The sequence below is a fragment of the Corynebacterium sp. HMSC063G05 genome (assembly GCF_001810555.1).
Taxonomy (GTDB): domain Bacteria; phylum Actinomycetota; class Actinomycetes; order Mycobacteriales; family Mycobacteriaceae; genus Corynebacterium; species Corynebacterium jeikeium_D.
On record NZ_KV801865.1, the window covers coordinates 243,611 to 265,038 of the forward strand.

20 protein-coding genes and 1 tRNA gene are annotated in these 21,428 nt (G+C 57.6%); 15 read left to right on the forward strand and 6 right to left on the reverse strand.

What is annotated here, in order from left to right; all coding sequences use genetic code 11:
• The first annotated feature begins 39 nt into the window (after positions 1–39).
• A complete protein-coding gene (locus HMPREF2751_RS10345) occupies positions 40–1,107 on the forward strand; it encodes a potassium channel family protein (protein WP_016422233.1) in 1,068 nt (355 codons plus the stop codon).
• Between the two features lie 119 nt (positions 1,108–1,226).
• Entirely contained in the window at positions 1,227–3,296 is a 2,070-nt protein-coding gene (locus HMPREF2751_RS10350; RefSeq protein WP_070595983.1) for an ATP-dependent DNA helicase UvrD2, read from the forward strand.
• Between the two features lie 26 nt (positions 3,297–3,322).
• Here HMPREF2751_RS10350 and HMPREF2751_RS10355 read toward each other — a convergent pair whose 3' ends face one another.
• Positions 3,323–4,258 carry a TOMM precursor leader peptide-binding protein gene (locus HMPREF2751_RS10355; RefSeq protein ID WP_070545786.1) on the reverse strand — a complete coding sequence of 312 codons (936 nt, stop codon included), beginning with the start codon at positions 4,256–4,258 and terminating at the stop codon, positions 3,323–3,325.
• Positions 4,259–4,326: 68 nt separating this feature from the next.
• Between HMPREF2751_RS10355 and HMPREF2751_RS10360 the strand changes: the two genes are divergently transcribed.
• Positions 4,327–4,857 (forward strand): YgjP-like metallopeptidase domain-containing protein, encoded by a 531-nt coding sequence (locus HMPREF2751_RS10360; RefSeq protein ID WP_016422236.1) that lies wholly within the window; start codon positions 4,327–4,329, stop codon positions 4,855–4,857.
• A 4-nt stretch (positions 4,858–4,861) separates the two neighbouring features.
• On the opposite strand, the gene HMPREF2751_RS10365 is transcribed toward HMPREF2751_RS10360, so the two are convergent.
• Entirely contained in the window at positions 4,862–6,340 is a 1,479-nt protein-coding gene (locus tag HMPREF2751_RS10365; protein ID WP_069359468.1) for a zinc-dependent metalloprotease, read from the reverse strand.
• 139 nt (positions 6,341–6,479) lie between these two features.
• Here HMPREF2751_RS10365 and HMPREF2751_RS10370 point away from each other — a divergent pair, with 139 nt between their 5' ends.
• Positions 6,480–7,553 carry a YlbL family protein gene (locus HMPREF2751_RS10370; RefSeq protein ID WP_048733327.1) on the forward strand — a complete coding sequence of 358 codons (1,074 nt, stop codon included), beginning with the start codon at positions 6,480–6,482 and terminating at the stop codon, positions 7,551–7,553.
• 38 nt (positions 7,554–7,591) lie between these two features.
• On the opposite strand, the gene HMPREF2751_RS10375 is transcribed toward HMPREF2751_RS10370, so the two are convergent.
• The 3 genes from HMPREF2751_RS10375 to HMPREF2751_RS10385 form a co-directional block, all read right to left on the reverse strand.
• Positions 7,592–9,019, reverse strand: coding sequence for an alanine/glycine:cation symporter family protein (locus HMPREF2751_RS10375; protein ID WP_048733326.1), 1,428 nt, complete (start codon positions 9,017–9,019; stop codon positions 7,592–7,594).
• A gap of 69 nt (positions 9,020–9,088) precedes the next feature.
• Positions 9,089–9,514 carry a fluoride efflux transporter FluC gene (locus tag HMPREF2751_RS10380; protein WP_049172850.1) on the reverse strand — a complete coding sequence of 142 codons (426 nt, stop codon included), beginning with the start codon at positions 9,512–9,514 and terminating at the stop codon, positions 9,089–9,091.
• Positions 9,511–9,930 carry a fluoride efflux transporter FluC gene (locus tag HMPREF2751_RS10385; RefSeq protein ID WP_224784093.1) on the reverse strand — a complete coding sequence of 140 codons (420 nt, stop codon included), beginning with the start codon at positions 9,928–9,930 and terminating at the stop codon, positions 9,511–9,513. The genes HMPREF2751_RS10380 and HMPREF2751_RS10385 overlap by 4 nt, the downstream gene beginning before the upstream one ends.
• 282 nt (positions 9,931–10,212) lie before the next feature.
• Here HMPREF2751_RS10385 and pgm point away from each other — a divergent pair, with 282 nt between their 5' ends.
• From pgm to HMPREF2751_RS10415, 6 genes are all read left to right on the forward strand, one after another.
• Positions 10,213–11,868, forward strand: coding sequence for a phosphoglucomutase (alpha-D-glucose-1,6-bisphosphate-dependent) (pgm, locus tag HMPREF2751_RS10390; RefSeq protein WP_070595970.1), 1,656 nt, complete (start codon positions 10,213–10,215; stop codon positions 11,866–11,868).
• 54 nt (positions 11,869–11,922) lie between these two features.
• Positions 11,923–12,363 carry a MauE/DoxX family redox-associated membrane protein gene (locus HMPREF2751_RS10395; RefSeq protein ID WP_070595971.1) on the forward strand — a complete coding sequence of 147 codons (441 nt, stop codon included), beginning with the start codon at positions 11,923–11,925 and terminating at the stop codon, positions 12,361–12,363.
• Between the two features lie 131 nt (positions 12,364–12,494).
• On the forward strand, positions 12,495–13,226 hold the full coding sequence (locus HMPREF2751_RS10400; RefSeq protein ID WP_016422244.1) for a DsbA family protein: 732 nt from the start codon (positions 12,495–12,497) through the stop codon (positions 13,224–13,226).
• Positions 13,227–13,401: 175 nt separating this feature from the next.
• A tRNA-Ala gene (locus HMPREF2751_RS10405) sits at positions 13,402–13,477 on the forward strand.
• Positions 13,478–13,611: 134 nt separating this feature from the next.
• Entirely contained in the window at positions 13,612–14,046 is a 435-nt protein-coding gene (locus HMPREF2751_RS10410; RefSeq protein ID WP_049190686.1) for a pyridoxamine 5'-phosphate oxidase family protein, read from the forward strand.
• Positions 14,047–14,223: 177 nt separating this feature from the next.
• Positions 14,224–14,820, forward strand: coding sequence for a TetR/AcrR family transcriptional regulator (locus tag HMPREF2751_RS10415; RefSeq protein WP_224784081.1), 597 nt, complete (start codon positions 14,224–14,226; stop codon positions 14,818–14,820).
• Between the two features lie 51 nt (positions 14,821–14,871).
• On the opposite strand, the gene nadE is transcribed toward HMPREF2751_RS10415, so the two are convergent.
• Positions 14,872–15,723, reverse strand: coding sequence for an ammonia-dependent NAD(+) synthetase (gene nadE / locus HMPREF2751_RS10420; RefSeq protein WP_016422247.1), 852 nt, complete (start codon positions 15,721–15,723; stop codon positions 14,872–14,874).
• A gap of 38 nt (positions 15,724–15,761) precedes the next feature.
• On the opposite strand from nadE, the gene HMPREF2751_RS10425 reads away from it, so the two are divergent.
• The 5 genes from HMPREF2751_RS10425 (at position 15,762) to nrdE (ending at position 21,421) form a co-directional block, all read left to right on the forward strand.
• A complete protein-coding gene (locus HMPREF2751_RS10425) occupies positions 15,762–17,243 on the forward strand; it encodes a sugar porter family MFS transporter (protein ID WP_016422248.1) in 1,482 nt (493 codons plus the stop codon).
• Between the two features lie 251 nt (positions 17,244–17,494).
• On the forward strand, positions 17,495–17,617 hold the full coding sequence (ykgO, locus tag HMPREF2751_RS10430) for a type B 50S ribosomal protein L36 (RefSeq protein ID WP_005511141.1): 123 nt from the start codon (positions 17,495–17,497) through the stop codon (positions 17,615–17,617).
• A 753-nt stretch (positions 17,618–18,370) separates the two neighbouring features.
• On the forward strand, positions 18,371–18,595 hold the full coding sequence (gene nrdH, locus HMPREF2751_RS10435; protein WP_005511161.1) for a glutaredoxin-like protein NrdH: 225 nt from the start codon (positions 18,371–18,373) through the stop codon (positions 18,593–18,595).
• An 85-nt stretch (positions 18,596–18,680) separates the two neighbouring features.
• On the forward strand, positions 18,681–19,103 hold the full coding sequence (gene nrdI / locus HMPREF2751_RS10440; protein WP_016422249.1) for a class Ib ribonucleoside-diphosphate reductase assembly flavoprotein NrdI: 423 nt from the start codon (positions 18,681–18,683) through the stop codon (positions 19,101–19,103).
• 173 nt (positions 19,104–19,276) lie between these two features.
• A complete protein-coding gene (nrdE, locus tag HMPREF2751_RS10445) occupies positions 19,277–21,421 on the forward strand; it encodes a class 1b ribonucleoside-diphosphate reductase subunit alpha (protein WP_172620253.1) in 2,145 nt (714 codons plus the stop codon).
• The last annotated feature ends 7 nt before the right edge of the window (positions 21,422–21,428 follow it).

The window sequence follows — 21,428 nt, forward strand, 5'->3', positions numbered from 1 at the left end:
CACCGGGAGGAGTTTTCATGAAAGGCAGGCGAGGAGCGGTTGCGTAATCCAATTCGGAAATCTTCGGGATACGAAACCGGGCTCAATGATCTTCCCGGGCATGCACTGCTGGGAGTCATTGGTCTGCCTGAGTCCGCGCCGAAGAATCCTTGGCGGCTAATCATACGTCGTTTGAACTACGCCGTGTTTTTGCTGCTGATTGCATCCGTCGTGGTCTACTACGACCGCAACGGATATACGGAGCCTCTCACCTTCATCGATGCGGTGTATTACTCGGCTGTCAGCCTGTCGACGACGGGTTACGGTGACATCACGCCGGTGACACAGAGGGCTCGATTACTCAATATTTTGATCATTACGCCACTGCGCGTGGCCTTCCTTGCTCTCTTGGTCGGTACTACTCTGACCGTTTTGACCCAAGAATCTCGGAAAACCCTGCAAATTCAGCGCTGGAGGAGACAGTTGCGCAACCACACCGTCGTTATCGGATACGGCACCAAGGGTCGTTCTGCCATTGCAGCTCTTCTCGCGGACGGCGTAGATCCGGCAGAAATCGTTGTTATTGATACGGACAAGGAAGCACTCGATCACGCTTCGAATCAAGGCTTGGCGACGGTGCATGGGTCGGCTACCAAATCCGATGTGCTGAAGTTAGCTGGTATTCAGCGTGCCCGCTCTATAGTCGTTGCACCGAACAAAGATGACACAGCGGTGCTGGTCACGTTGTCGGTCCGTGAGTTGGCGCCGGGTGCCTCAATTGTGGCCTCGGTGCGTGAATCAGAAAACCGCCACTTGTTGACGCAGTCAGGTGCAGACCAAGTGGTTATTTCTTCTGAAACCGCCGGCCGAATGCTGGGGCTGGCCACGGTGACTCCTTCGGTGGTTGAGATGATGGAAGACCTCCTGAGCCCGGATGAAGGATTCTCTGTTGCAGAGAGGCTGGTCACCGAAGAGGAAATCGGTGCCAGCCCACGGCACCTCGCGGATATTGCACTCGGCGTGGTGCGCTCGGGTGAGCTGTACCGAATTGATTCACCGGAGTGTGAGTCGGTGGAGCCAGGCGACCGGCTGCTGTACGTCCGCCGTGTCTACAGCAATGACGAATAGCACTCGACCAGTTTAAAAATGGGGTCTAACAACTTTTGACTTACTCAGAGGCGGATGTGAACAAGCCGGATTATCTAGCTGGGCTGGATCCAGACCAGCGCGAGGCAGCAACGGCTCCGATGGGGCCGGTGTGCATTCTTGCTGGAGCCGGTACAGGTAAGACCCGAACAATTACTCATCGCATCAAGTACCTCATTGACCAGGGGTTTGTGCAGCCGCAGAAGGTATTAGCGGTGACATTTACCTCGCGTGCAGCAGGGGAGATGCGCGACCGCCTGGCAAAGATGGGAACGCCTGGAGTCCAGGCGCGTACTTTCCACTCGGCAGCTCTTCGCCAGCTGCGCTACTTCTGGCCCCAAGTCGCCGGTGATATGCCCTGGCAGCTGTTGGATGACAAGAAATTCCGTGTCGTCGCCCAAGCAGTACGCCGGGTGGGCCTGGACACCTCCAAGGAAACGATCCGCGATGTCATGGGCGAGATTGAGTGGGCGAAGGCCACTCTGGCCGGTGCGGATCAGTACCAGGCCGCGCTGCGGGAGCATGGGCGCACGGCACCTCTGTCTGCGGAAAAAATTGTCGATTGCTATCACGCTTACGAGGACATAAAAACCACTCCTGACGGGCTATTGCTTGACTTCGACGACCTGCTCATCCACACCGCCGGTGCGATGGAGAATTCCCGTGCAGTGGCGGAGGAATTCCGCAACCAGTATCGGTGCTTCGTCGTCGATGAGTACCAGGATGTCACCCCGTTACAGCAGCGAGTTCTCAACGCCTGGCTGGGAGACCGTGACAACCTCACAGTTGTCGGGGACGCCAACCAGACGATCTACTCCTTCACAGGGGCGACTCCGCAGTACCTAATGAACTTCTCTCGGGACTACCCGGAAGCCACAGTTGTCCGCCTGCAGCGGGACTACCGATCGACCCCACAGGTCGTCGGTCTGGCTAACAATGTCATCGGCCGTGCGCAGGGACGTATCGCCGGCTCGCGGCTGAAGCTGATTGGGCAGCGTGAAGACGGCCCGGAGCCGACTTTCAATCAGTACGACGATGAGCCAATGGAAGCTCGCGCGACCGCGCGCAGCATCAAGCGACTTATCGACGCGGGTACGCCGGCATCGGAGATTGCCGTTTTGTACCGGATTAACGCACAGTCCGCAGTTTTTGAGCAGGCTTTGTCCGAGGTAGGAGTCGCCTACCAGGTTCGTGGCGGGGACGGTTTCTACCAGCGTCCCGAGATCCGCGATGCCATCGCAGCACTTGTGCGAGTTTCCCGTTCCTCACGGACTGTTCCGACATTGCAGGGCACGAATCTGTTGGATTTGGTCAAGCAGGTTTTCGCGGGTCTTGGCATGACTGACCAAGAGCCGGAAGGCACTGGTGCCAGGGAACGTTGGCAGTCACTGCGCGCCCTATTCGACCTGTGTAAGGACATCGTTCATGCCAACACCGAGGTCAATATCCAGGCGCTCCTCGGCCAATTGCACACTCGGCAGCAGGCCAAACATCCACCGACGCTGGATGGCGTGACGCTGGCTAGCCTGCATGCAGCCAAGGGGCTGGAGTGGGATGCGGTGTTCCTCGTTGGGCTTACCGACGGTTCGCTGCCTATCCAACATGCGCTGAATAAATTCGACCGTTCTCCTGCGCAGGGGGCGGAAGCCATCGAAGAAGAGCGCCGTCTGTTCTATGTCGGCATTACTCGAGCCCGCGAACATCTGGAGCTATCTTGGTCATTGTCGCGGACAGAAGGCGGCCGCAGGTCACGTCGCCGCACACGATTCCTCGATGAACTCGACATTGATGTCTCTGACTACTCGGCTGAGGCACAGCGAAGCTCAAGGAGCTCTAGTTCCCGCAGTAAGCGTCAGCAGTCCAAACAGTGCAAGGGCTGTACTAAGCCATTGCACACCGATGCCGAGCGGATTTCAGGGCGTTGTGAAGAGTGCCCAGTCAGTGCGGATCCTGCACTACTGGAAGCATTGCGTGCATGGCGCTTGGAAATGTCGAGGGAAATGACGGTCCCCGCATTCGTAATCTTCTCCGATGCGACCCTTCTGGCCATCGGTGAGCAGCAGCCGACTACGCCGGAGGAACTTCTGCAGATTCCCGGAATTGGAGAAGCGAAGCTCAATCATTTCGGCGAAGGCATCTTGGGAATCGTCAATTCTTTCGTGAATTCCTAGTCAGATTCTGCTCAAGGCACTTCGAATTACATGAACTGCATCTGCGAGTTTCCATGACCACACACTGGGCACTGCGGGTGGGGAGCAACAGTAGTGCGAGTGATATCGAGGCTTTCCAGATCTATGCGCACCTCCGTTGCACATAGATCTGAGAGATCCGGCCGCCGCAGCTGCCCAACCAACAGTGGCACCGCTGTGTTCAGCCATTCCGGTGCGGCCACGGGCGTAAAAGTGCGAAGCTGTAGCGCAATCAGTGCCCGGACGGGGTCGCGGTCTCGTCGATAAGCTTCGAAACACATCGAGCAGGGTCCTTGACCTGGTTGAACAAGTGGCCCAAGAATCAGTGCCCCATCGCGGAAATGCGTGTGCAGATGCTCAATTCCACGATGAAACAGAGCGCGAACCAAGGGCATGCTCGGTACTTCCATGCCCGTGACCACCGCGAGCCCGATCTCTTCCGGTGTGGATTGAGATATTTTCAGCGTCGCATTGCGGGTGGGCGACATTGCCGTCGTCCAACTACCACAACCCGTGCGACGAAGCTCCTTTAAAAGTCCGGTGCGCAAGCTGTCCCGACCAATCAGCGTAATCCTCCGCCGTGTCGGTGGTTTTTGGACCAGCGCGGCTCGGTGAAGGTCGGAGATAAGTGCGGTAATGAACTGCGGTGACAGTTTGTCGTGACTGTCAGTAAAGGCCTCGCTTAAGGTGCTACCTCTATGAGCTGCAAGAAGCGCCGAGAAGACAGGCCCCGGCGGGGTGCCGTCGGAAAGCGGCAGAATCATGCTGCGCTCCGGTTCCACGCCGAACTGAATCCGCGCGCCTGGGCGCATGACAATCGGTACCTCCGGCCGCAGCGCGTAGTCCGTGGCAGGCGCGGCAAGTGTTTGTGCAGCGGGTGCGTGCGAACCTATTACGCCAGCCGTACCATCCCGCCCCCGAGACGTATCCCTGTATTCCCCCATAAAAATATCTTTTACCCCGGGGCCAGCTTTTACGCAATCGCAGCGCAGAGCATATACGCTTAAAAAGCATGAGCACCAAGCGACCTGAGTACGGCCCGGATGTTGAGGTTCGGCGCTCGAAGCGCCGCCGCCGTACTGTGTCCGCCCGCGCGGAGGGAAACCGGATCATTGTCATGGTTCCGGACGATCTCAGCGCCGCTGCGGAAAAACAGCAGGTCAATGAAATTGTTGCGCGAGTGCGGAAGAAAGTTGGCAGCAACCTGGATAATTCCGAGCTGGAGCGCCGCGCACGGCTGCTCTCTCGTACGGTGCTGGAAGATCGCCCGCGGTTCGAGTCAATCAAATGGGTCAAGAACATGTCGCGCAGGTGGGCATCCGTCACCGGCGGTGTCGATAGTCCTGGGCGCATTCGCATTTCGCACAGGCTTGCCGACGTCCCGGGGTACGTCCTCGACGATGTCATTGTGCACGAACTGGTGCACACTTTCGTCGACGGTGGTCATACCGAAGAGTTCTGGTATTGGGCGGCAAAAGCCCCGTACCACGAACGGGCACGGGGCTATTTAGAGGCGTATCAACGCTGGGGAACCCAGAGCTAACTCGCTACTTATCGTCGTCGGCGTCACTGTCGTTGCCCTCAGCCGCGCGCTTTTCGGCCTCTTTGCGCAGCTGCTCTTCAAGCTCTGCGATCGGGTCGAAGTCATCGTTTTCCGAGCCGCCAAGGACCGAATCAATAAAGGCCGCGGGTTCATCCAAATCCTCTGCCACGGGCAGGAAGTCCGGGTGATCCCAGACCTTGTCGCGTCGCTCGATGCCCACAGCGGTGGTCAGACGGTGCCACAAGTTGGTTGCCTCACGCACCTTGGGGGATCCGAGGTCAATGCCGGTGGCTTTCTCCAGCGCCTGTTCAGCACCTTCGGTGGCGCGGCGACGACGCCAGGCTTCATCCAGCTGTGCGGCACCCGATAGACGCTCACCGAGGGCATCGGTGACAACCATGTCCACCCATCCCTCGACCAGTGCTAGCAGCGTCTGGAAACGAGTACGAGCATTCTCGTTACGAGAACGAATCTTCGGGCTCAGATCCATATTCTGCAGCTCGCTCATAGCCTCCTGCATACGCTGCGGATCCTGCATGTTCTCAATATCCAGACCGCGGGCGGCCTCTTCAATCGCCGAGTAATCGATGACGATGCCGGCAGCGTATTCCTCGACAGAGGAAATCATGCGTTCAGCCAGCCATGGCACGCGGTCGAAGAGACGTTGGTGGGCAGCTTCGCGGGCAGTGGCGTAGATAAACAGATCGCGCGCTGGAACCTCGAGTTCCTCCGCGAGAGCGACGAGATGCGTTGGCAGCAGTACCGCCGCACCAGTGGTGTGTAGCGGCAGCCCGAGGTCAGAACCAGTCAGGCTCGTCTGTGCCAACTCCGCCAGCGCATTTCCTAGCTGAGTACCGAAACTCATCGAGTTCATCTGGCGCATGATGCCCAGCATCGGCCCCATCATCTCGCGAGCTTCCTCTGGAACACCCTCGAGGGAGGCATCACTCATGCGGCTGGCGACGGGATCGACAAGGCGAGTCCATGTCGACTTGGTGTTCTCCAACCACTGCAGGCTATTCCACGCTTCTACGCGGTTGACACCAGCCGGCAGGGAGGTGACGTCATCTAGCCACAGTTCGGCCAGGCGCAGGGAATCAGTCAGCGCCTCGCGGGCCGAGTCCTTCACCGGAGCCGGGTTACCAAGACGGGTCCGCGCAACGCGCTCGGCCGCGTCGTAGTTGACAGGGCCAGAGTTAGACTCCTGGAATCGCTGCCCCATGCCGGAGAACATCTCGCCGAACTGGTTGAGAATATCGCCCAAGTTCGGCTGGTCCCCCTTGCCGGAGGCGCCGCTGCCGGGCTGCCCGGGGCCGCCGAAACCGAAGCCACCGGCGCCGCCCATGCCACCGAAGGGAAACCCGAAGAAACCGAAAGGACCGCCCTGGCCGCCCTGACCGCCCTGACCGGAGTCATTGTTGCCAGCGTCGTCGCGATCGTCATCATTGTCGTTCGGACCAAAGCCAAATCCGTTAGAACTCATGCTCCCACCGTACCGGGCAATGACCCGCGTGAGTACTTAAAAGCACCACTTTATTGGCAACTTCGCGCCCAGCGAACAGACACGGACAAGATTCATCAGGTGTCCAGTAGGCAGATAGCGAGAATGTAGGGTGTTATTTGTGAATCGTCGTACCCAAACTCTTGTTGCGGGCGCTGTGCCCATCGCCGCGTTGGCAACTGTGCTCTCGCTGCCAACGCTGACAGTGCCCTATGCCGCGCAGGGGCCTGGCCCGGTCTTCGATGTTCTCAGCGATGTCGAGGGCAAGAGCATTATCTCGGTCAGTGGCAGTGCTGCGGACTCCGAACTCTCTAAGGGCACGCTGGATATGACAACCGTCGCAGTCAGACATAACCTGACATTGCCGCAGGTCATTGGCCTGTGGTTCGATCGTGACAACGATATCGTCCCCATTGAGGCGGTCTTCCCTCCGGGCCAGAGTCAGGACGAGGTGGAAGAGGAGAACAAGGCTGCATTCACCGAGTCAGAGGCCAACGCCACCTCCGCTGCGCTGGCACATCTCGGGTTGCCGATGGAAGTCACCGTCGCCTACACAGTGCCGGATAGTCCCGTCGATGGGCGACTGCATGAAGACGATGTGATTCTCGCCGTGGATGGGGTGGCCGTAAGCAAGCCTGAGCAAGTCAAGGCGATTATTGCCGGACGCAACCCGGGCGATACTGTCACGTTGAGGGTCAAGTCTGCGACCGTCGACAAGCAGAAGACTGCTAAGGGCGAGGACTCTGACCCCGAGAAAGCCGTCGATATTTCTGTGACACTGGCGGAAAATCCGCATCAGAAGAATGCCGCGCTGCTCGGCGTTGGGATGGGGGCGCAATCCGCGGACGACACCAAGGTTGAGTACCAGCTCAGCGGCATTGGAGGTCCGTCTGCGGGTCTCATGATGACGCTCGGAGTGATTGACAAGCTGAGTCCAGGCGATTTGACCGAGGGGCAGCACCTCGCTGGCACCGGCACTATTGACGCTGCCGGCAACGTGGGCGAAATCGGTGGCATTACACACAAAATCTCGGCCGCCCGAGATGAGGGCGCCGAGATGTTCTTCGTGCCGGAAGGCAATTGCGCAGAGGCTGTGACTGCCGACCGAGGCGATATGAAGTTGGTAAAGGTCTCTGTGCTTGACGACGCGCTTGCGGCAATCGAAAAGCCGGAGACCGCGCAGACCTGCTCGTAGTTTTTGTCGTAGTCCCTACGAGCAGCTGCTAGTTTCAGCTAGTTCTTGCTGAAGGCCTCGAAGTTTTGCTGAGACTGCCATTTATCAATCTCTGCCGCCGTTGCGCGCAACTGCGGGTCAAATTTGAGGTAGGCCTTTGTCTCGCGCGCAATGAGCCCGGACAGGACAATCAGACCGATGAGGTTCGGTAGCGCCATCAGGCCGTTGAGAGCCGAGGCGACGGACCAGACGGTTTCCAGATGAGTAACAGCGCCGACGAAGACTACGCAGGTGAAGACCGCACGGTAGAGACCGGTGCCGCGGCGACCGACCAGGGACTCGAATGCGCGCTCACCGTAGTAGGACCAGCCCAGCATGGTGGAGAATGCGAAGAAGACAACCGACAGCGTGACGATTGTGCCACCCCAGTGGCCAGGTAGACCGCGGGAGAATGCCTCAGCAGTCAGAGCGCCAGTGTCGACGTTGCCATCCTGCCAAACACCGGTGCTGATGATAACCAGGCCGGTGAAGGACACGACGATGATGGTGTCAATGAAGGTCTGAGTCATGGAGACCAGACCCTGACGAACCGGGTGAGTGGTCGATGCGGCGGCAGCGGCGATAGCACCGGAACCCAGGCCCGACTCGTTGGAGAACAGGCCGCGGGCAACACCCATCTGCAGGGCGAGAATGAGCGTGGAGCCTGCGAACCCACCAACGGCCGCGGTGCCGGTGAAAGCATCGGTGAAGATGAGCTTGAAGGTCTCGGGCAGCGCCGAGACATTGGCGACGAGCACCCACACGGCCGCACCGATGTAGAGCACAATCATCATCGGCACAAAGCCGGCGGTGATGCGGCCAATCGACTTAATGCCACCCATCAGCGCCGCACCTACCAGGATGAACATGATCATGCCGGAGAGCGTCGGATCGATGTCGAAGCTGTTTTCCAGGTTCGAGGCCACGGCATTGCCCTGGGTCAGGTTGCCGATACCAAACGCTGCCAGCGCAGCAAAGACGGCGAAGAGAATACCGAGCGTCTTACCAAAACCATTCGGGATGGCCTTGCGCAGGTAGTACTGCGGGCCACCGGACTGTTCGCCAGCTGCATCGACCTGACGGTACTTCACACCCAGGAATGCCTCGGAGTACTTCGATGCCATACCAAGCAGGCCGGTCACCCACATCCAGAACAGCGCACCGGGTCCACCCAGGCCGATCGCGGTAGCGACACCGACAATGTTGCCGACACCGACTGTTGCCGCGAGAGCCGTCGCAAGCGCCTGGTAGTTGGTGATATCTCCCTCGGCGTCTTCGTCGTTACGGTCGATGAGTCCGAGGCGCAGTGCCGGGCCGAGTTTGACCAGGTGAATTGCACCCAGGCGAATGGTCAAAATGATTCCGGTGCCGATCAGCGCGGGGATCAGGAGATACGGACTCCAAATAAAACTATCCGCCGCTGAGGCAAAATCGCTGAAGCTTTCCATGCTGTGGAACTTTACTGGTAGAAAGCCTAAATTCGATCATTAAATTCTCAGAAAATGATTATTGTGCTACTAATTCGCCACAAGTGGGGGTAAACACATTCCGACGAAAGCAAAAACTATTCCGCCAATCAGTGTGAGAGCAAGGTACCCACATGCCCTCCAAAAGTGTTGGTTCTTAAGGCGTACGATCTCTCCGGCGAGTGTGGACCACGTCGACAGGCCGCCGGCGAAGCCAATCATTACCGTCGCATAGGCCAGAGCAGGCGTCATGCCATTGCTTATCGACGTTCCCCGCGACCACACCACAGCAGCGACACCGGCGACGAAGCAGGCAATCATATTCGCGGTCCACGTTCCGGGTAGTTTGGAATCAGCCCACTTCACCGCAAGTTCGGCCAGCGCATAGCGCAGCGCTCCACCTACTGCCGCGCCAACTGCGATAGCGAGGATGGCAGAGAGTGCCGAGGAAAAAGAGCCGAGGAGATCGCCGGTCATTCCGCGACCTCCCGTGCGCACTTGGTGCCCAACCAGTAGGCGAGAGGGCAGCACAGCAGATGAATAAGTCCGACGCTCACAATCAGTACGACTGACGTGTCCGCTTGCACCAACAAGAGAATGACAAATGCGGAGAAAGTGGTGAAACCGCCACAAAAGCCAGTACCGCAGAAAGCGGAAAGCCGAGGATTAGCAAACGCGATACTGCTGACCAGGCCGAAGAGAAAGCAGCCCAACAAGTTGATGGCAGTGGTCGAAACTGCGCTAGTTCCCGAGCTCACAATCGCATCGATTGCCGCGCCGAGCAGAAAGCGACTTACCGCGCCAATAGCGGCACCGCCGGCGACAACCAGGGCCATGAGAACCTGCGCCCGTCCTGCTGATGGCAGTTTCGCAACGACAGATTCCTCATTCACGGTGAAAACGCTAGCACAGTGGCGAAAGGGGAGGTAGGCGCCGACAATTCGGAATCTTTCACCAGGAGGTGTTCCCGTCGGCACGCGACAATCTACCTACTGCACCCTATTGCAGGGGCGAGTTTGCCTTACCGAGTGGTTCCTGCCATGCGCGCTGACCCTAAAACGGGGACACTGGGGAAGAGGAAGCGCATTTAAGTCCGGTTTCCCCATTCCGGCCGGCTCGTCGGCGGTGAAATCGGTGGTTGCGCAGTTCGCCGATTCAGCAGGAGGATACCCACAATGGCTCATGAGCGCGCCGGGCAATTGGCCCAGCCATCCGACCTTATCGATGTCGCGGAACTGGTCACTGCTTACTACACAAAGCACCCGGACCCGAATAACCCCGACCAGAAGGTCGTCTTCGGTACTTCCGGTCACCGCGGTTCCTCCCTCGACGGCGCTTTCAACGAAGACCACATTCACGCCACTACTCAGGCAATCGTGGATTACCGCAAGGGCCAGGGCATTGAAGGTCCGCTCTACGTCGGTCGCGATACCCACGGCCTGTCCGAGCCGGCAATGATTTCCGCCCTCGAGGTGCTCACGGCCAACGGCATCACCGTGATGGTTGACGCTCAGGATCGCTACACGCCGACTCCGGCAGTCAGCCACGCGATTCTGACGTACAACCGCGACGTGGAGGGAGGTCCGACGGGGAGTAGCGCCGCGCGTGCCGACGGCATCGTGATTACCCCTTCCCACAATCCGCCACGGGATGGTGGTTTTAAGTACAACCCGCCGACTGGTGGTCCGGCGGACGCGGATGCGACGGACTGGATTGCAGCTCGTGCCAATGAATACCTGGCTAAGGGCCTGGATGGGGTTAAGCGCCAGCTGGTGGATAAGGCAGGAGACCTCGTCGTAAAGCACGACTACCTCAATGCGTACGTGTCGGACCTGCCGAATGTTGTCAACCTCGACGCCATCCGTGATGCTGGCGTGCGTATCGGCGCCGACCCAATGGGTGGTGCGTCGGTGGATTACTGGGGCGCAATTGGCGATGCGCATAACCTAAACCTGACTGTGGTCAATCCACTGGTTGATGCGACCTGGCGTTTTATGACACTGGATACAGACGGCAAGATTCGTATGGACTGCTCCTCGCCGAGTGCGATGGCGTCCCTGATTGGTAACCGCGATAAGTTCGACATCTCCACCGGCAATGACGCGGACTCGGACCGCCACGGAATTGTGACACCGGACGCGGGTCTGATGAACCCGAACCACTACCTGGCCGTTGCCATTGACTACCTCTTCGCACACCGTCCGGGCTGGTCGCAGGAGACCGCGGTCGGTAAGACGCTGGTGTCTTCGTCGATGATCGACCGCGTCGTTGCCAATTTGGGCCGCAAGCTCGTGGAAGTTCCAGTCGGCTTCAAGTGGTTCGTCCCGGGTCTGCTCGGCGGCACCATCGGTTTCGGTGGTGAAGAATCCGCTGGTGCATCGTTCCTGCGTCACGACGGCACTGTGTGGTCTACCGACAAGGACGGCATCATCCTGGACCTCCTGGCCAGCGAGATCAAGGCCGTGACAGAGAAGACTCCTTCGCAGCTCTACGCAGAGCTCGCCGATAAGTACGGTGCCCCGGCTTACGCCCGCACCGATGCCGACGCAACCCGTGAGCAAAAGGCAATCCTGAAGAAGCTCTCGCCGGAGCAGGTCAAGGCCGACACCCTGGCAGGGGAGACCATCACAGCCAAACTGACCGAAGCGCCGGGTAACGGCGCTGCGATTGGTGGCCTCAAGGTGGTTACGGAAAACGCATGGTTCGCAGCGCGTCCGTCGGGCACTGAGGATAAGTACAAGATCTACGCGGAGTCTTTCAAGGGCGCGGATCACCTGGCACAGGTTCAGGCTGAGGCGCAGGACGTGGTCTCGGCAGTTCTGAACGGGTAAACGGTATCCGTTGGGCTAGCTGTAAACAGTTAGCCTGTACTAATATTTCTATGCATGAAGAATTTCGTAGGCGTGGTGGCACGATTCGGCCTGGCTGCAGTTTGGTTGTACTCGGGTTTTATCAAACTGCTGAACCCGCTGGAATCGCGTCAGGCAGTGCAAGCTTATGAGCTGCTGCCGAGCGATTTGGTGCCGATGGTAGCGGTTGCGCTGCCCGCCTTCGAAGTCATCCTCGGACTCTTACTGGTATTGGGGCTTTTCCTGCGTCCGGTAGCAGTGCTGTCGGGGTTGCTTCTACTGGCGTTCATCGGCGGCATTATCTCGGCGTGGGCGCGCGGCCTGCAGATTGACTGCGGTTGCTTTGGTGGCGGTGGCTACGACGAGAACGCTGACGCGGTTTCATATCTAAAGTCAATCGCCCGAGACATCGGTTTTCTGGCCTTGGCTGTATTTGTGTACGTGTGGCCGTGGAAGAAGTTTGCCATTTACGCCTAGTCCGCTGGCTAGAGGGGAAGCCTAGGGGATAGGCCAGGGGAATGGGGCAAGGTGATGGGGCCTAGCAACCATTTCTGTTTTCTCAGGCGCAATTGTGTCATTGGCAAGAAAACACCGCTATCGTAAGCGGTGTGAGTCAGAAGATTAAGAATCCAAATGAAAAGGGCAGTGGCTTCGTCGTCGGCCTGATTGCTCTTCTTGCTGTCGTTGCAGTTGTTATTGGTGGCGTTATCTACATCGGCCGGTCGCAGCCGATTGAGGGACTGCCAGATGAGGACGTCGACTTCTCCGTCGCACTCGACGGCGATGTCATCCGACTGAGCAAGGACGGCGCCGAAGGGGCTAAAACAGCCACGATTTTTGAGGACTTCTCGTGCCACTACTGTGCTCAGATGAGCGAAGAGGGTCACGATGATGAGCTCAAGGCGCTAAACGACGGCAAGCTTGTCGCTGAATACCGCACGCTGAACTTCCTGGATGGTCAGGAGAAGGAGCAGCGTGACGGTCACTCCACTCGCGTCTTCGCGGTTGCCCGCAAGATTGCTGAGACCGGTGATGCTCGCGCATATTGGAACTTCCGCACAATGATGATGGCTGACCAGCAGAACTCTGTCACGTGGAGCGATGATGAGTTGGCTGACCGTCTGGAGCAGCTCGGTGTTGCTGACGAAATTGTCAGCGAAGTCCGTTCCGGCATCGACACCACCGAGGCTAAGGCAAGCGCAAATGCCAACTTCGATGACCTTGAGAAGCGCTTGGGCAAGGTTTCCTCACCGCACGTCTTTGTCGATGGCAAGGATATTCTGGAGAACATTTCCGGTGATGGCGGACTGGGGCAGTGGGTCAAGGTGGCCCTGCGCTAGGTTCCGTGCACGCTCACACGATTCATCTTCAGTTCATGTTCGGCAGATCTGCTCTAGGGCACTCGACGAATACGTAAAAGAGTGTTCTACATGCGGATTTGGTGATACATGACAGTGCCATGTAGCCTTTGAGGAGTCCACAGCGGAGGGTGAAAGCCACTTCGATGTTGATTCTGGGGCTATGGCGCAGCTGGTAGCGCACCACACTGGCAGTGTGGGGGTCACGGGTTCGAGTCCCGTTAGCTCCACCAGTATGAAATCCCTCGGTCGAAATGACCGGGGTTTTCTTGTATCTACCCCTGGGTAGTGTGCTCGCCGTTTACTTCAGTGATTGGTAATCCGTATGGCTGTAGCAACTTTGTCTGAACGGTGGAATACTGGGGGTATGGCAAACAACGACTCCGTTATTCAGAAACTGTCCACCGAAGAATCCCTTGAGCTGCTGGCTACGCAGACTTTTGGGCGACTGGTTGTTCGTCGTAAAGACGATATGGATCTTTTCCCGCTGAACTACGTCGTTCATGAGGGGAACATTTACTTCCGCACTGCCGAGGGGTCGAAGCTCTTTACTGTTTCTCTGAACCACGATGTTCTTTTTGAGGCCGACTTTGTTGACAAGGATGCTCAGAAGGCCTGGTCGGTCATCGTAAAGGGTGACGCAGAGGTTCTCACCTCCCGCGCGGATATTAACGCTGCAGATGAGCTGCCGCTGAAGCCCTGGCTGCCGACGTTAAAGTACAACTACGTGCGCATTACCCCGAACGATGTTTCGGGTCGCCATTTCCACCTCGGGGAGGAGCCGAATCGCTACGAAGTGTAGCGGTGGCATACGGCACTTTTGCTTTACGACGGTGGGGCTCCGTCGTGAAGCAGAGATAGCAGCGTGCAAAGGCAGCTTTTAGTGACTGAGCACCGCCGTTAGCTGTTTTTTAAAAATTGTTGGGTTAAATTACCCAAAAGCGCCCTAAGTGAGATTCAACCCGTTACAGTCGCAAATGTGACGTGCACCATAGAATCGACCGATGGGGTGCCAGCGCAGCCCGATGTGCGCAGGCAGTCTCCACGTATGCAGAAGATCGTAGATGAAGCGCGCGCGATGCTGCGCGAATCGGGCTGGAGTGCTATCAGCATGCGCCGCCTAGCGGCGCGGCTCGATGTGAAGGCGCCATCGCTGTACAAGCACATCAGCGGTAAAGAAGAGCTCCTTCAGCTGTTGCTGACCGAGAGCCTCGAGAATCTGGGCAAGCGTATTCATGCTGCCATTGATGAGGAATGCACTTCGGCGTCTCTGCTGCAGGCGTACCGCCAGGCAGTTCTCGACGATCCGCATGGTTACCGGCTGATGAGTCGCACTAATTTCGTGAATGTCGTCTCGCCTTCGTCGTTGGATGCCTGGATTCGCGATGCATTCATTAAGGTTGCCGGCGATGAGCCTAAGGGATTGGCCATGTGGGCGTTCGCCCACGGTTTGGTGACCGCCGAGCTCGTCCAGGATGGTTCACCTGCGCTGGAACCCAGCGCCGAAGCCGGTGCGGCAGACAGCTTGGCCGCAGTTGGGGCTATTTGGGACGCTGGCGCGGAGGCCTTCTCTTAAGGGGTTTGCTGCTCTGTCCGGGACGCTAGATCGGTGGCCCGGGGCAGTAGCCTAGCGCCACCAGGAATCGGCCGGTCCGGGCGGGACGGCTCGCTTGTGCCGGGAAATGGAGTAGAGGTGCTCGATTCGCGCGGCATCCTCATCTGAGACAGCCTTGCCTTCGAGGTAGTCGTCGATGGCGGTATAGGTCACCCCGAGCGCAACTTCGTCGGGAAGCGCAGGGCGGTCTTCTTCCAGGTCGGCCGTCGGCACCTTCTCCCACGTACTGGCTGGTGCGCCGAGGTGACGGAGTAAGGCCGCGCCCTGGCGCTTGCTCAGCCCCTGCAGCGGGACGAGGTCGCAGGCGCCGTCGCCGTGCTTGGTGTAGAAGCCGGTGACCGCCTCCGCGGCGTGATCTGTGCCGATGACCAAAGCGCCGTCAACACCCGCCACTGCGTACTGGGCAATCATTCGCATGCGGGCCTTAATATTTCCCTTGTTGAAATCGCTGATAGCGCTGCCGGCCAGGGCATCGGTGACCTGGGTGGTTATCGCGGCGGTGGCCGGTGCGATATCGATAGTTAGCCTTTGGTCAGGCTGAATGAATTGCAGTGCCACCTGTGCGTCGTCCTCATCGGCCTGGACGCCGTGGGGGAGGCGAATGGCAATGAAAGTGGCATCCTCACCGCCGTCGCGAAGCTTTTCGACGGCCAACTGCGCTAGACGCCCGGCCAGCGTGGAGTCTTGGCCGCCAGAAATTCCGAGCACGAATCCCTTGGCGTGCGCGGTGCGGAAATAATCGCAGAGAAAATCGACTCGGCGGCTGATTTCCTCGGCGGCATTGATGGTGGGCTGGACGTGGAGGTCGTTAATAATCTCCGACTGGAGGGGATGCGGGAAATCCTGTGTGCCTACTGGGGTCATGAGCCTCACTCTACCGCTAGTTCCGGACGGGAAAAGGGATGATTTTCCTGCCAGAAGAGTGCCAAAACTCTCATCTTTATCGAGTAAGTGCTGTTCGGATAGGGGGTCTTTGCCTGGACGGTGGCAAGATTTCCAGCGTGAGTACAACCGAACAGAATAAGACTGGACCGAACCGGGAAACCACCACATCTCGGTCGATAGCCGTGGCTATCATCGCCGCTCTGGGCGGCCTCCTCTTTGGTTACGACACCGGTGTCATCTCGGGCGCGCTGCTGTATATCCAGCGCTCTTTTGAGCTGACTCCAGGACAGGAGTCCACTGTCACCGCCATGCTCTTGGTCGGTGCGGCTATCGGTGCGTTCCTGGGCGGTCGCGTAGCGGACTCCCTGGGGCGCCGTGGCACCATCCTGCTCGGAGCGGTCGGCTTCATCATCGGCAGTATCTGGTGCGCTTTCGCTGCTAGTGCGTTTTCGCTGGGTGCTGCGCGTACTTTGCTCGGCGTCTGTATCGGTGGTGTTTCCATCGTCGTACCGATGTACATCTCCGAAATGGCACCACCGCATGTGCGTGGACGCCTGGTCAGCCTGAACTCGCTGATGATCGTGATTGGTCAGCTGGTGGCGTTCCTCACCAACTCCGCCCTAGCCTCCTCCGGTAACTGGCGACTCATGCTTGGATTCGGCGCTGTCCCCGGCATCGTGCTGCTCATCGGCATGCTGGTTCTGCCGGACACACCGGCCTACCTCGTCCGTCGAGGACAGGAGGGCAAGGCGCTGGCCGTGCTGCGTCAGATGCAGGGAGATGAGGCGACCTTGGCTGAGGTTGCCGTTGGTGAGGCGTCGTCAAGCGCCGATCAGCGTGCAGCAGAGCGTCTGGCTGTGAAAACCCCGTGGGTGCGACGCACCGTCATCATTGCGATGCTGATTGGCGTGACGCAGCAGGTCACGGGTGCGAACGCGATTATGTATTTCGCGCCGACGATGATGAACAAGGTTGGCTTGTCGACGGAAAGCTCTGTCTACACCTCCATCATCATCGGTATCGCCTCGGTGATCTCGTGTGCAATCGGTATGAGCATTATTGACCGCGTTGGTCGCCGGCGAATGCTGATTATCGGTTTGGTGGGCTGTGCAAGCTCGCTGCTCGTGCTGGCGCCCGTCTATGGCCTGTCGAGTAACTCTTCGACGGGTGCCATGATGTCGCTTCTGCTGATGACTGTATTTATCGTATTTCAGCAGGCGGCTGTGTCGGTGGCGACCTGGCTCCTGATTTCCGAGATTGTCCCGACAGAAGCCCGTGGCCTGGGTATGGGGCTGGCAGGGCTCGCGCTCTGGGTTGCGAACTGGTTTGTGGCGCAGGCATTTCTCCCGATGGTGGATGCTGTCGGTGGTGCGTGGTCATTCTTCTTCTTTGCCATCACGGGTGCGATTGCGCTGGTATTCACCATCAAGGCGGTGCCGGAGACTTCTGGCAAGACACTTGCCGAGGTCCGCGAGTACATGATTGCCGCTGCCAAATAGAGAAGCGGAGGCAGTTGCAACGTGGGGAGTTGCAATCTTGGGGTTGACCGTCAAAGGACATGTTTCCCCCGGATTTTTGGAGTTATTCCGCTTATTAGGTAGTATGGCAACTCGTGTCGTAACGCATACTCTTTGATATTTCTTCGGATTATCAGGAAGGGTGCGTTGCCAGGCAGTCACTGGGGTGATTGTCCGGGGAGAGTGCAGTGTGCACATTCCCGTTTCGGAGCCGAGTAGAAAGGAGCGCCCGAATGAAGGTCCGCAAGTCCCTTCGGTCGCTGAAGAACAAGCCGGGCGCTCAGGTCGTGCGCCGTCGTGGCAAGGTCTACGTGATCAACAAGAAGGAGCCGCGCTTCAAGGCCCGCCAGGGCTAAGCCTTATTTAGGCTAGCGCGAAGCAAATAGCTTCCTCATTTATTGCCAAAACCGCAATCTGAAGTCGCAGTTTTACTGTGGCTAAAGGTTGCGGTTTTTGGTTTTTAGGGAGGGGAGGTTCAGGCGGTTACTGCGTTTATGGCTGGCGGCGGTGGGGCGATGGAAGTTACTGACTACGTTTATGACAGAAATGGCTCGAAAAATGGCTTGAAAGTGTCATAAACTTACACAGTTTCACATGTGCAGCCCGTGTTCACATGTGCAGCCCGTGATTTTTTGAGATCGCTGCTGAGTCCGAAGTTGGGCAGGGGAGGGACAGGGAAGGGGAGGGGCGGTGCGGCGCCTGGTATTGGTGTGATTGGCCTCGAGCCGTCTTGCAGTAATTGGTTTAACCAAAATGCGCCGATAGTTGTTTTTCTACGATTTTCTAGAATTTTTAGCGTGAAATTACAAGGTTGTGGTGCGTCTGTGTACAACATCTTGTGCGCCAGAGATCTCCGAACAGGGAATACCATGGTTGTGAGTACTACATCTAGTATGACTAGAGTTTTCTAGGCGCCAAGTGTAGTGTTTTCGATGTCGAGCCAAGGATAGCTAAAAGGATCTGTCGGCCACCCGTACTCGGTTTCTCATGGACCTCCGGGAGCTTTCAGTCATTCAATCAATCCGCTGATTCCTCGGCCGCTTCCGTTGTTTGTACGAAGTCGATCCGATTCATTGGTCTTACTCAAAGCCAGAAAGTTTGTGAGAGTCATGGTTACCGTTTACAGCAAGCCTGCATGTGTCCAGTGCCGCGCTACCACTCGCGCCCTCGATAAGGCTGGAATTGCCTACGATATCGTCGACATCACCATGGATGATGAGGCTCGAGATTACGTCATGGCTCTCGGTCATCTCCAGGCGCCGGTCGTTGACACTGGCACTGAGACCTGGTCGGGTTTCCGCCCGGACCGCATCAAGGCTCTCCAGGCAGCTTAAGAATCACACACCTCCCCGCAGATTTCGTTGACCACCCGGGAAACGAAGATTGCGGGGGTTTTGCGATGTAAAGGGTGAAGCTCTCATGCTGGTGGTGTATTTCTCCTCGGCGACGGGGAATACACACAAGTTTGTTGAAAAGCTAGATATCAAAAATGCCCGCATTCCCATCCGTCGTAATGAGCCGGAGCTTATCGTCGATGAGCCCTACGTCCTCATTTGCCCGACTTATGGTGGCGGCGCTTCCATCAGCGGCGGTAACTCAAGGCCAGTTCCTCCGCAGGTCATCAAATTTCTTAATAATGAGCACAACCGCTCTTTCATCCGAGGTGTGATTGCTGCCGGCAATCTCAACTTCGGTGAGGACTTCTGTAAAGCAGGGGATGTCATCTCCTACAAGTGCAAGGTTCCATATTTATATCGCTTCGAGCTGATGGGAACCGACCATGATGTGCAGCGAGTCAGAGAAGGGCTAGAGGAGTTCTTCCACGGTAGAGCCAGCGCTTAAGTTGGCTAGCCTCAGTGTCGAGGGAAGGGGCACTGAGACAACCGAATGGGTGCGCTCGCGGAAGCCGTCGTAAAGCGGTGCGCGAGGAAAATAGCTAGATTGGATTGCTCTGGGCAGTGATTGAACAGACCCTGCGCAGGCAAATGAATATTAAAGGAGTCAACGTGTCGGAAATGGGCAAGCAGGTCGCGGAGCCGGTGGGCGAGGACAAGCTGGATTACCACGCGCTCAATGCGCTGCTGAATCTGTACGGTGAAGACGGCAAGATTCAGTTCGATAAGGACCGCATGGCTGCGCGACAGTTCTTCTTGCAGCATGTCAATCAGAACACTGTGTTCTTCCATAACTTGCGGGAGAAGCTCGATTACCTGGTAGAGAACCATTACTACGAGGCTGAGGTTCTGGAGAAGTACGAATTTGAGGACGTCAAGGCACTGTTCAAGCAGGCCTACGCCCACAAGTTCCGTTTTCAGACTTTCCTGGGTGCTTACAAGTACTACACCTCGTACACGCTGAAGACTTTCGACGGCAAGCGTTACTTGGAGCGCTACGAAGACCGTGTGTGCATGGTTGCTCTTACGCTTGCCGACGGCGACTTGGGGCTCGCGCAGCACCTGGTTGATGAGATCATCGCCGGACGCTTCCAGCCCGCTACTCCTACATTCCTCAACTCCGGTAAGGCCCAGCGCGGCGAGCCGGTGAGCTGCTTCCTGCTGCGTATCGAGGACAACATGGAGTCCATTGGCCGCGCCATCAACTCCTCGCTGCAGCTGTCCAAGCGCGGCGGTGGTGTTGCGCTGCTGCTGAGCAATCTGCGTGAACAGGGCGCTCCGATTAAGCACATCGAGAATCAGTCTTCCGGTGTCATCCCGGTTATGAAGCTGCTGGAGGACTCTTTCTCCTACGCTAACCAGCTGGGTGCTCGCCAGGGTGCAGGCGCTGTCTACCTGCACGCGCACCACCCGGACATCATGCGCTTCCTGGATACCAAGCGTGAGAACGCGGACGAGAAGATTCGCATCAAGTCGCTGTCGCTCGGCGTTGTCATTCCGGACATCACGTTCGAGCTGGCCAAGCGTAACGACGACATGTACCTCTTCAGCCCGTACGATGTCGAGCGTGTCTACGGTAAGCCGTTCGCGGACATTAGCATCACCGAGAATTACGCGGATATGGTCGAGGACCCGCGTATTCGTAAGCAGAAGATCAACGCGCGTCAGTTCTTCCAGACCATCGCTGAGATTCAGTTTGAGTCCGGCTACCCGTACATCATGTTCGAGGACACGGTTAACCGCGCGAACCCGATTGAGGGCCGCATTAACATGTCGAACCTCTGCTCGGAGATTCTGCAGGTCAACACCCCGTCGACCTACAATGCGGACCTGTCCTACGAGCACGTGGGTGAGGACATTTCCTGTAACCTCGGTTCGCTGAATATTGCGATGACCATGGACTCGCCGGACTTTGGTCGCACTGTCGAGACTGCCATCCGTGGCCTGACTGCGGTCAGTGAGCAGACTTCTATTGACTCGGTGCCATCGATTCGCAAGGGTAACGACGGATCCCATGCGATCGGCCTGGGGCAGATGAACCTGCACGGCTACCTTGGCCGCGAGAAGATTATGTACGGCTCGGAAGAGGGGCTGGACTTCACCAACGCCTACTTTGCAGCAGTGCTCTACGCAGTCCTGCGCGCATCCAACAAGATTGCTCGCGAGCGCGGTCAGAAGTTCGTCAACTTTGAGAACTCCGACTACGCCAGCGGCAAGTACTTCGATAACTTCGATCCGGCAGAGTTCCAGCCGAAGACTCAGCACGTCAAGGAGATCTTCGAGAACTCCACCGCGCACATTCCGGACGCTGAGGACTGGGCGCAACTGAAGGCCGACGTCATGGAGTACGGCCTGTTCAACCGCAACCTGCAGGCAGTGCCGCCGACCGGTTCGATTTCCTACATCAACAACTCGACCTCGTCGATTCACCCGATTGCATCTCAGATTGAGATCCGCAAGGAGGGCAAGATCGGTCGCGTATACTACCCGGCTCCGCACTTGGACAATGACAACCGTGAGTACTTCCAGGACGCCTACGAAATCGGCTACGAGAAGATCATTGACACTTACGCGGTCGCTACCAAGTATGTTGACCAGGGACTGTCGCTGACCTTGTTCTTCAAGGACACGGTGAGCACTCGTGACCTCAACCGTGCGCAGATTTACGCATGGCGCAAGGGTATTAAGACTCTGTACTACATCCGCCTGCGTCAGGTTGCGCTGGAGGGTACTGAGGTCGAGGGTTGCGTATCCTGCATGCTTTAAGCAAGCG

Bases quoted from the DNA above. Each gene is read 5' to 3' on its own strand.
- HMPREF2751_RS10350 (WP_070595983.1), top strand. From the start codon at position 1,227: ATGGGGCCGGTGTGCATTCTTGCTGGAGCCGGTACAGGTAAGACCCGA.
- HMPREF2751_RS10355 (WP_070545786.1), bottom strand. From the start codon at position 4,258: ATGGGGGAATACAGGGATACGTCTCGGGGGCGGGATGGTACGGCTGGC.
- HMPREF2751_RS10360 (WP_016422236.1), top strand. From the start codon at position 4,327: ATGAGCACCAAGCGACCTGAGTACGGCCCGGATGTTGAGGTTCGGCGC.
- HMPREF2751_RS10365 (WP_069359468.1), bottom strand. From the start codon at position 6,340: ATGAGTTCTAACGGATTTGGCTTTGGTCCGAACGACAATGATGACGAT.
- HMPREF2751_RS10375 (WP_048733326.1), bottom strand. From the start codon at position 9,019: ATGGAAAGCTTCAGCGATTTTGCCTCAGCGGCGGATAGTTTTATTTGG.
- HMPREF2751_RS10380 (WP_049172850.1), bottom strand. From the start codon at position 9,514: ATGACCGGCGATCTCCTCGGCTCTTTTTCCTCGGCACTCTCTGCCATC.
- pgm (WP_070595970.1), top strand. From the start codon at position 10,213: ATGGCTCATGAGCGCGCCGGGCAATTGGCCCAGCCATCCGACCTTATC.
- HMPREF2751_RS10395 (WP_070595971.1), top strand. From the start codon at position 11,923: ATGAAGAATTTCGTAGGCGTGGTGGCACGATTCGGCCTGGCTGCAGTT.
- HMPREF2751_RS10410 (WP_049190686.1), top strand. From the start codon at position 13,612: ATGGCAAACAACGACTCCGTTATTCAGAAACTGTCCACCGAAGAATCC.
- nadE (WP_016422247.1), bottom strand. From the start codon at position 15,723: ATGACCCCAGTAGGCACACAGGATTTCCCGCATCCCCTCCAGTCGGAG.
- HMPREF2751_RS10425 (WP_016422248.1), top strand. From the start codon at position 15,762: ATGATTTTCCTGCCAGAAGAGTGCCAAAACTCTCATCTTTATCGAGTA.
- ykgO (WP_005511141.1), top strand. From the start codon at position 17,495: ATGAAGGTCCGCAAGTCCCTTCGGTCGCTGAAGAACAAGCCGGGCGCT.
- nrdH (WP_005511161.1), top strand. From the start codon at position 18,371: ATGGTTACCGTTTACAGCAAGCCTGCATGTGTCCAGTGCCGCGCTACC.
- nrdI (WP_016422249.1), top strand. From the start codon at position 18,681: ATGCTGGTGGTGTATTTCTCCTCGGCGACGGGGAATACACACAAGTTT.
- nrdE (WP_172620253.1), top strand. From the start codon at position 19,277: ATGGGCAAGCAGGTCGCGGAGCCGGTGGGCGAGGACAAGCTGGATTAC.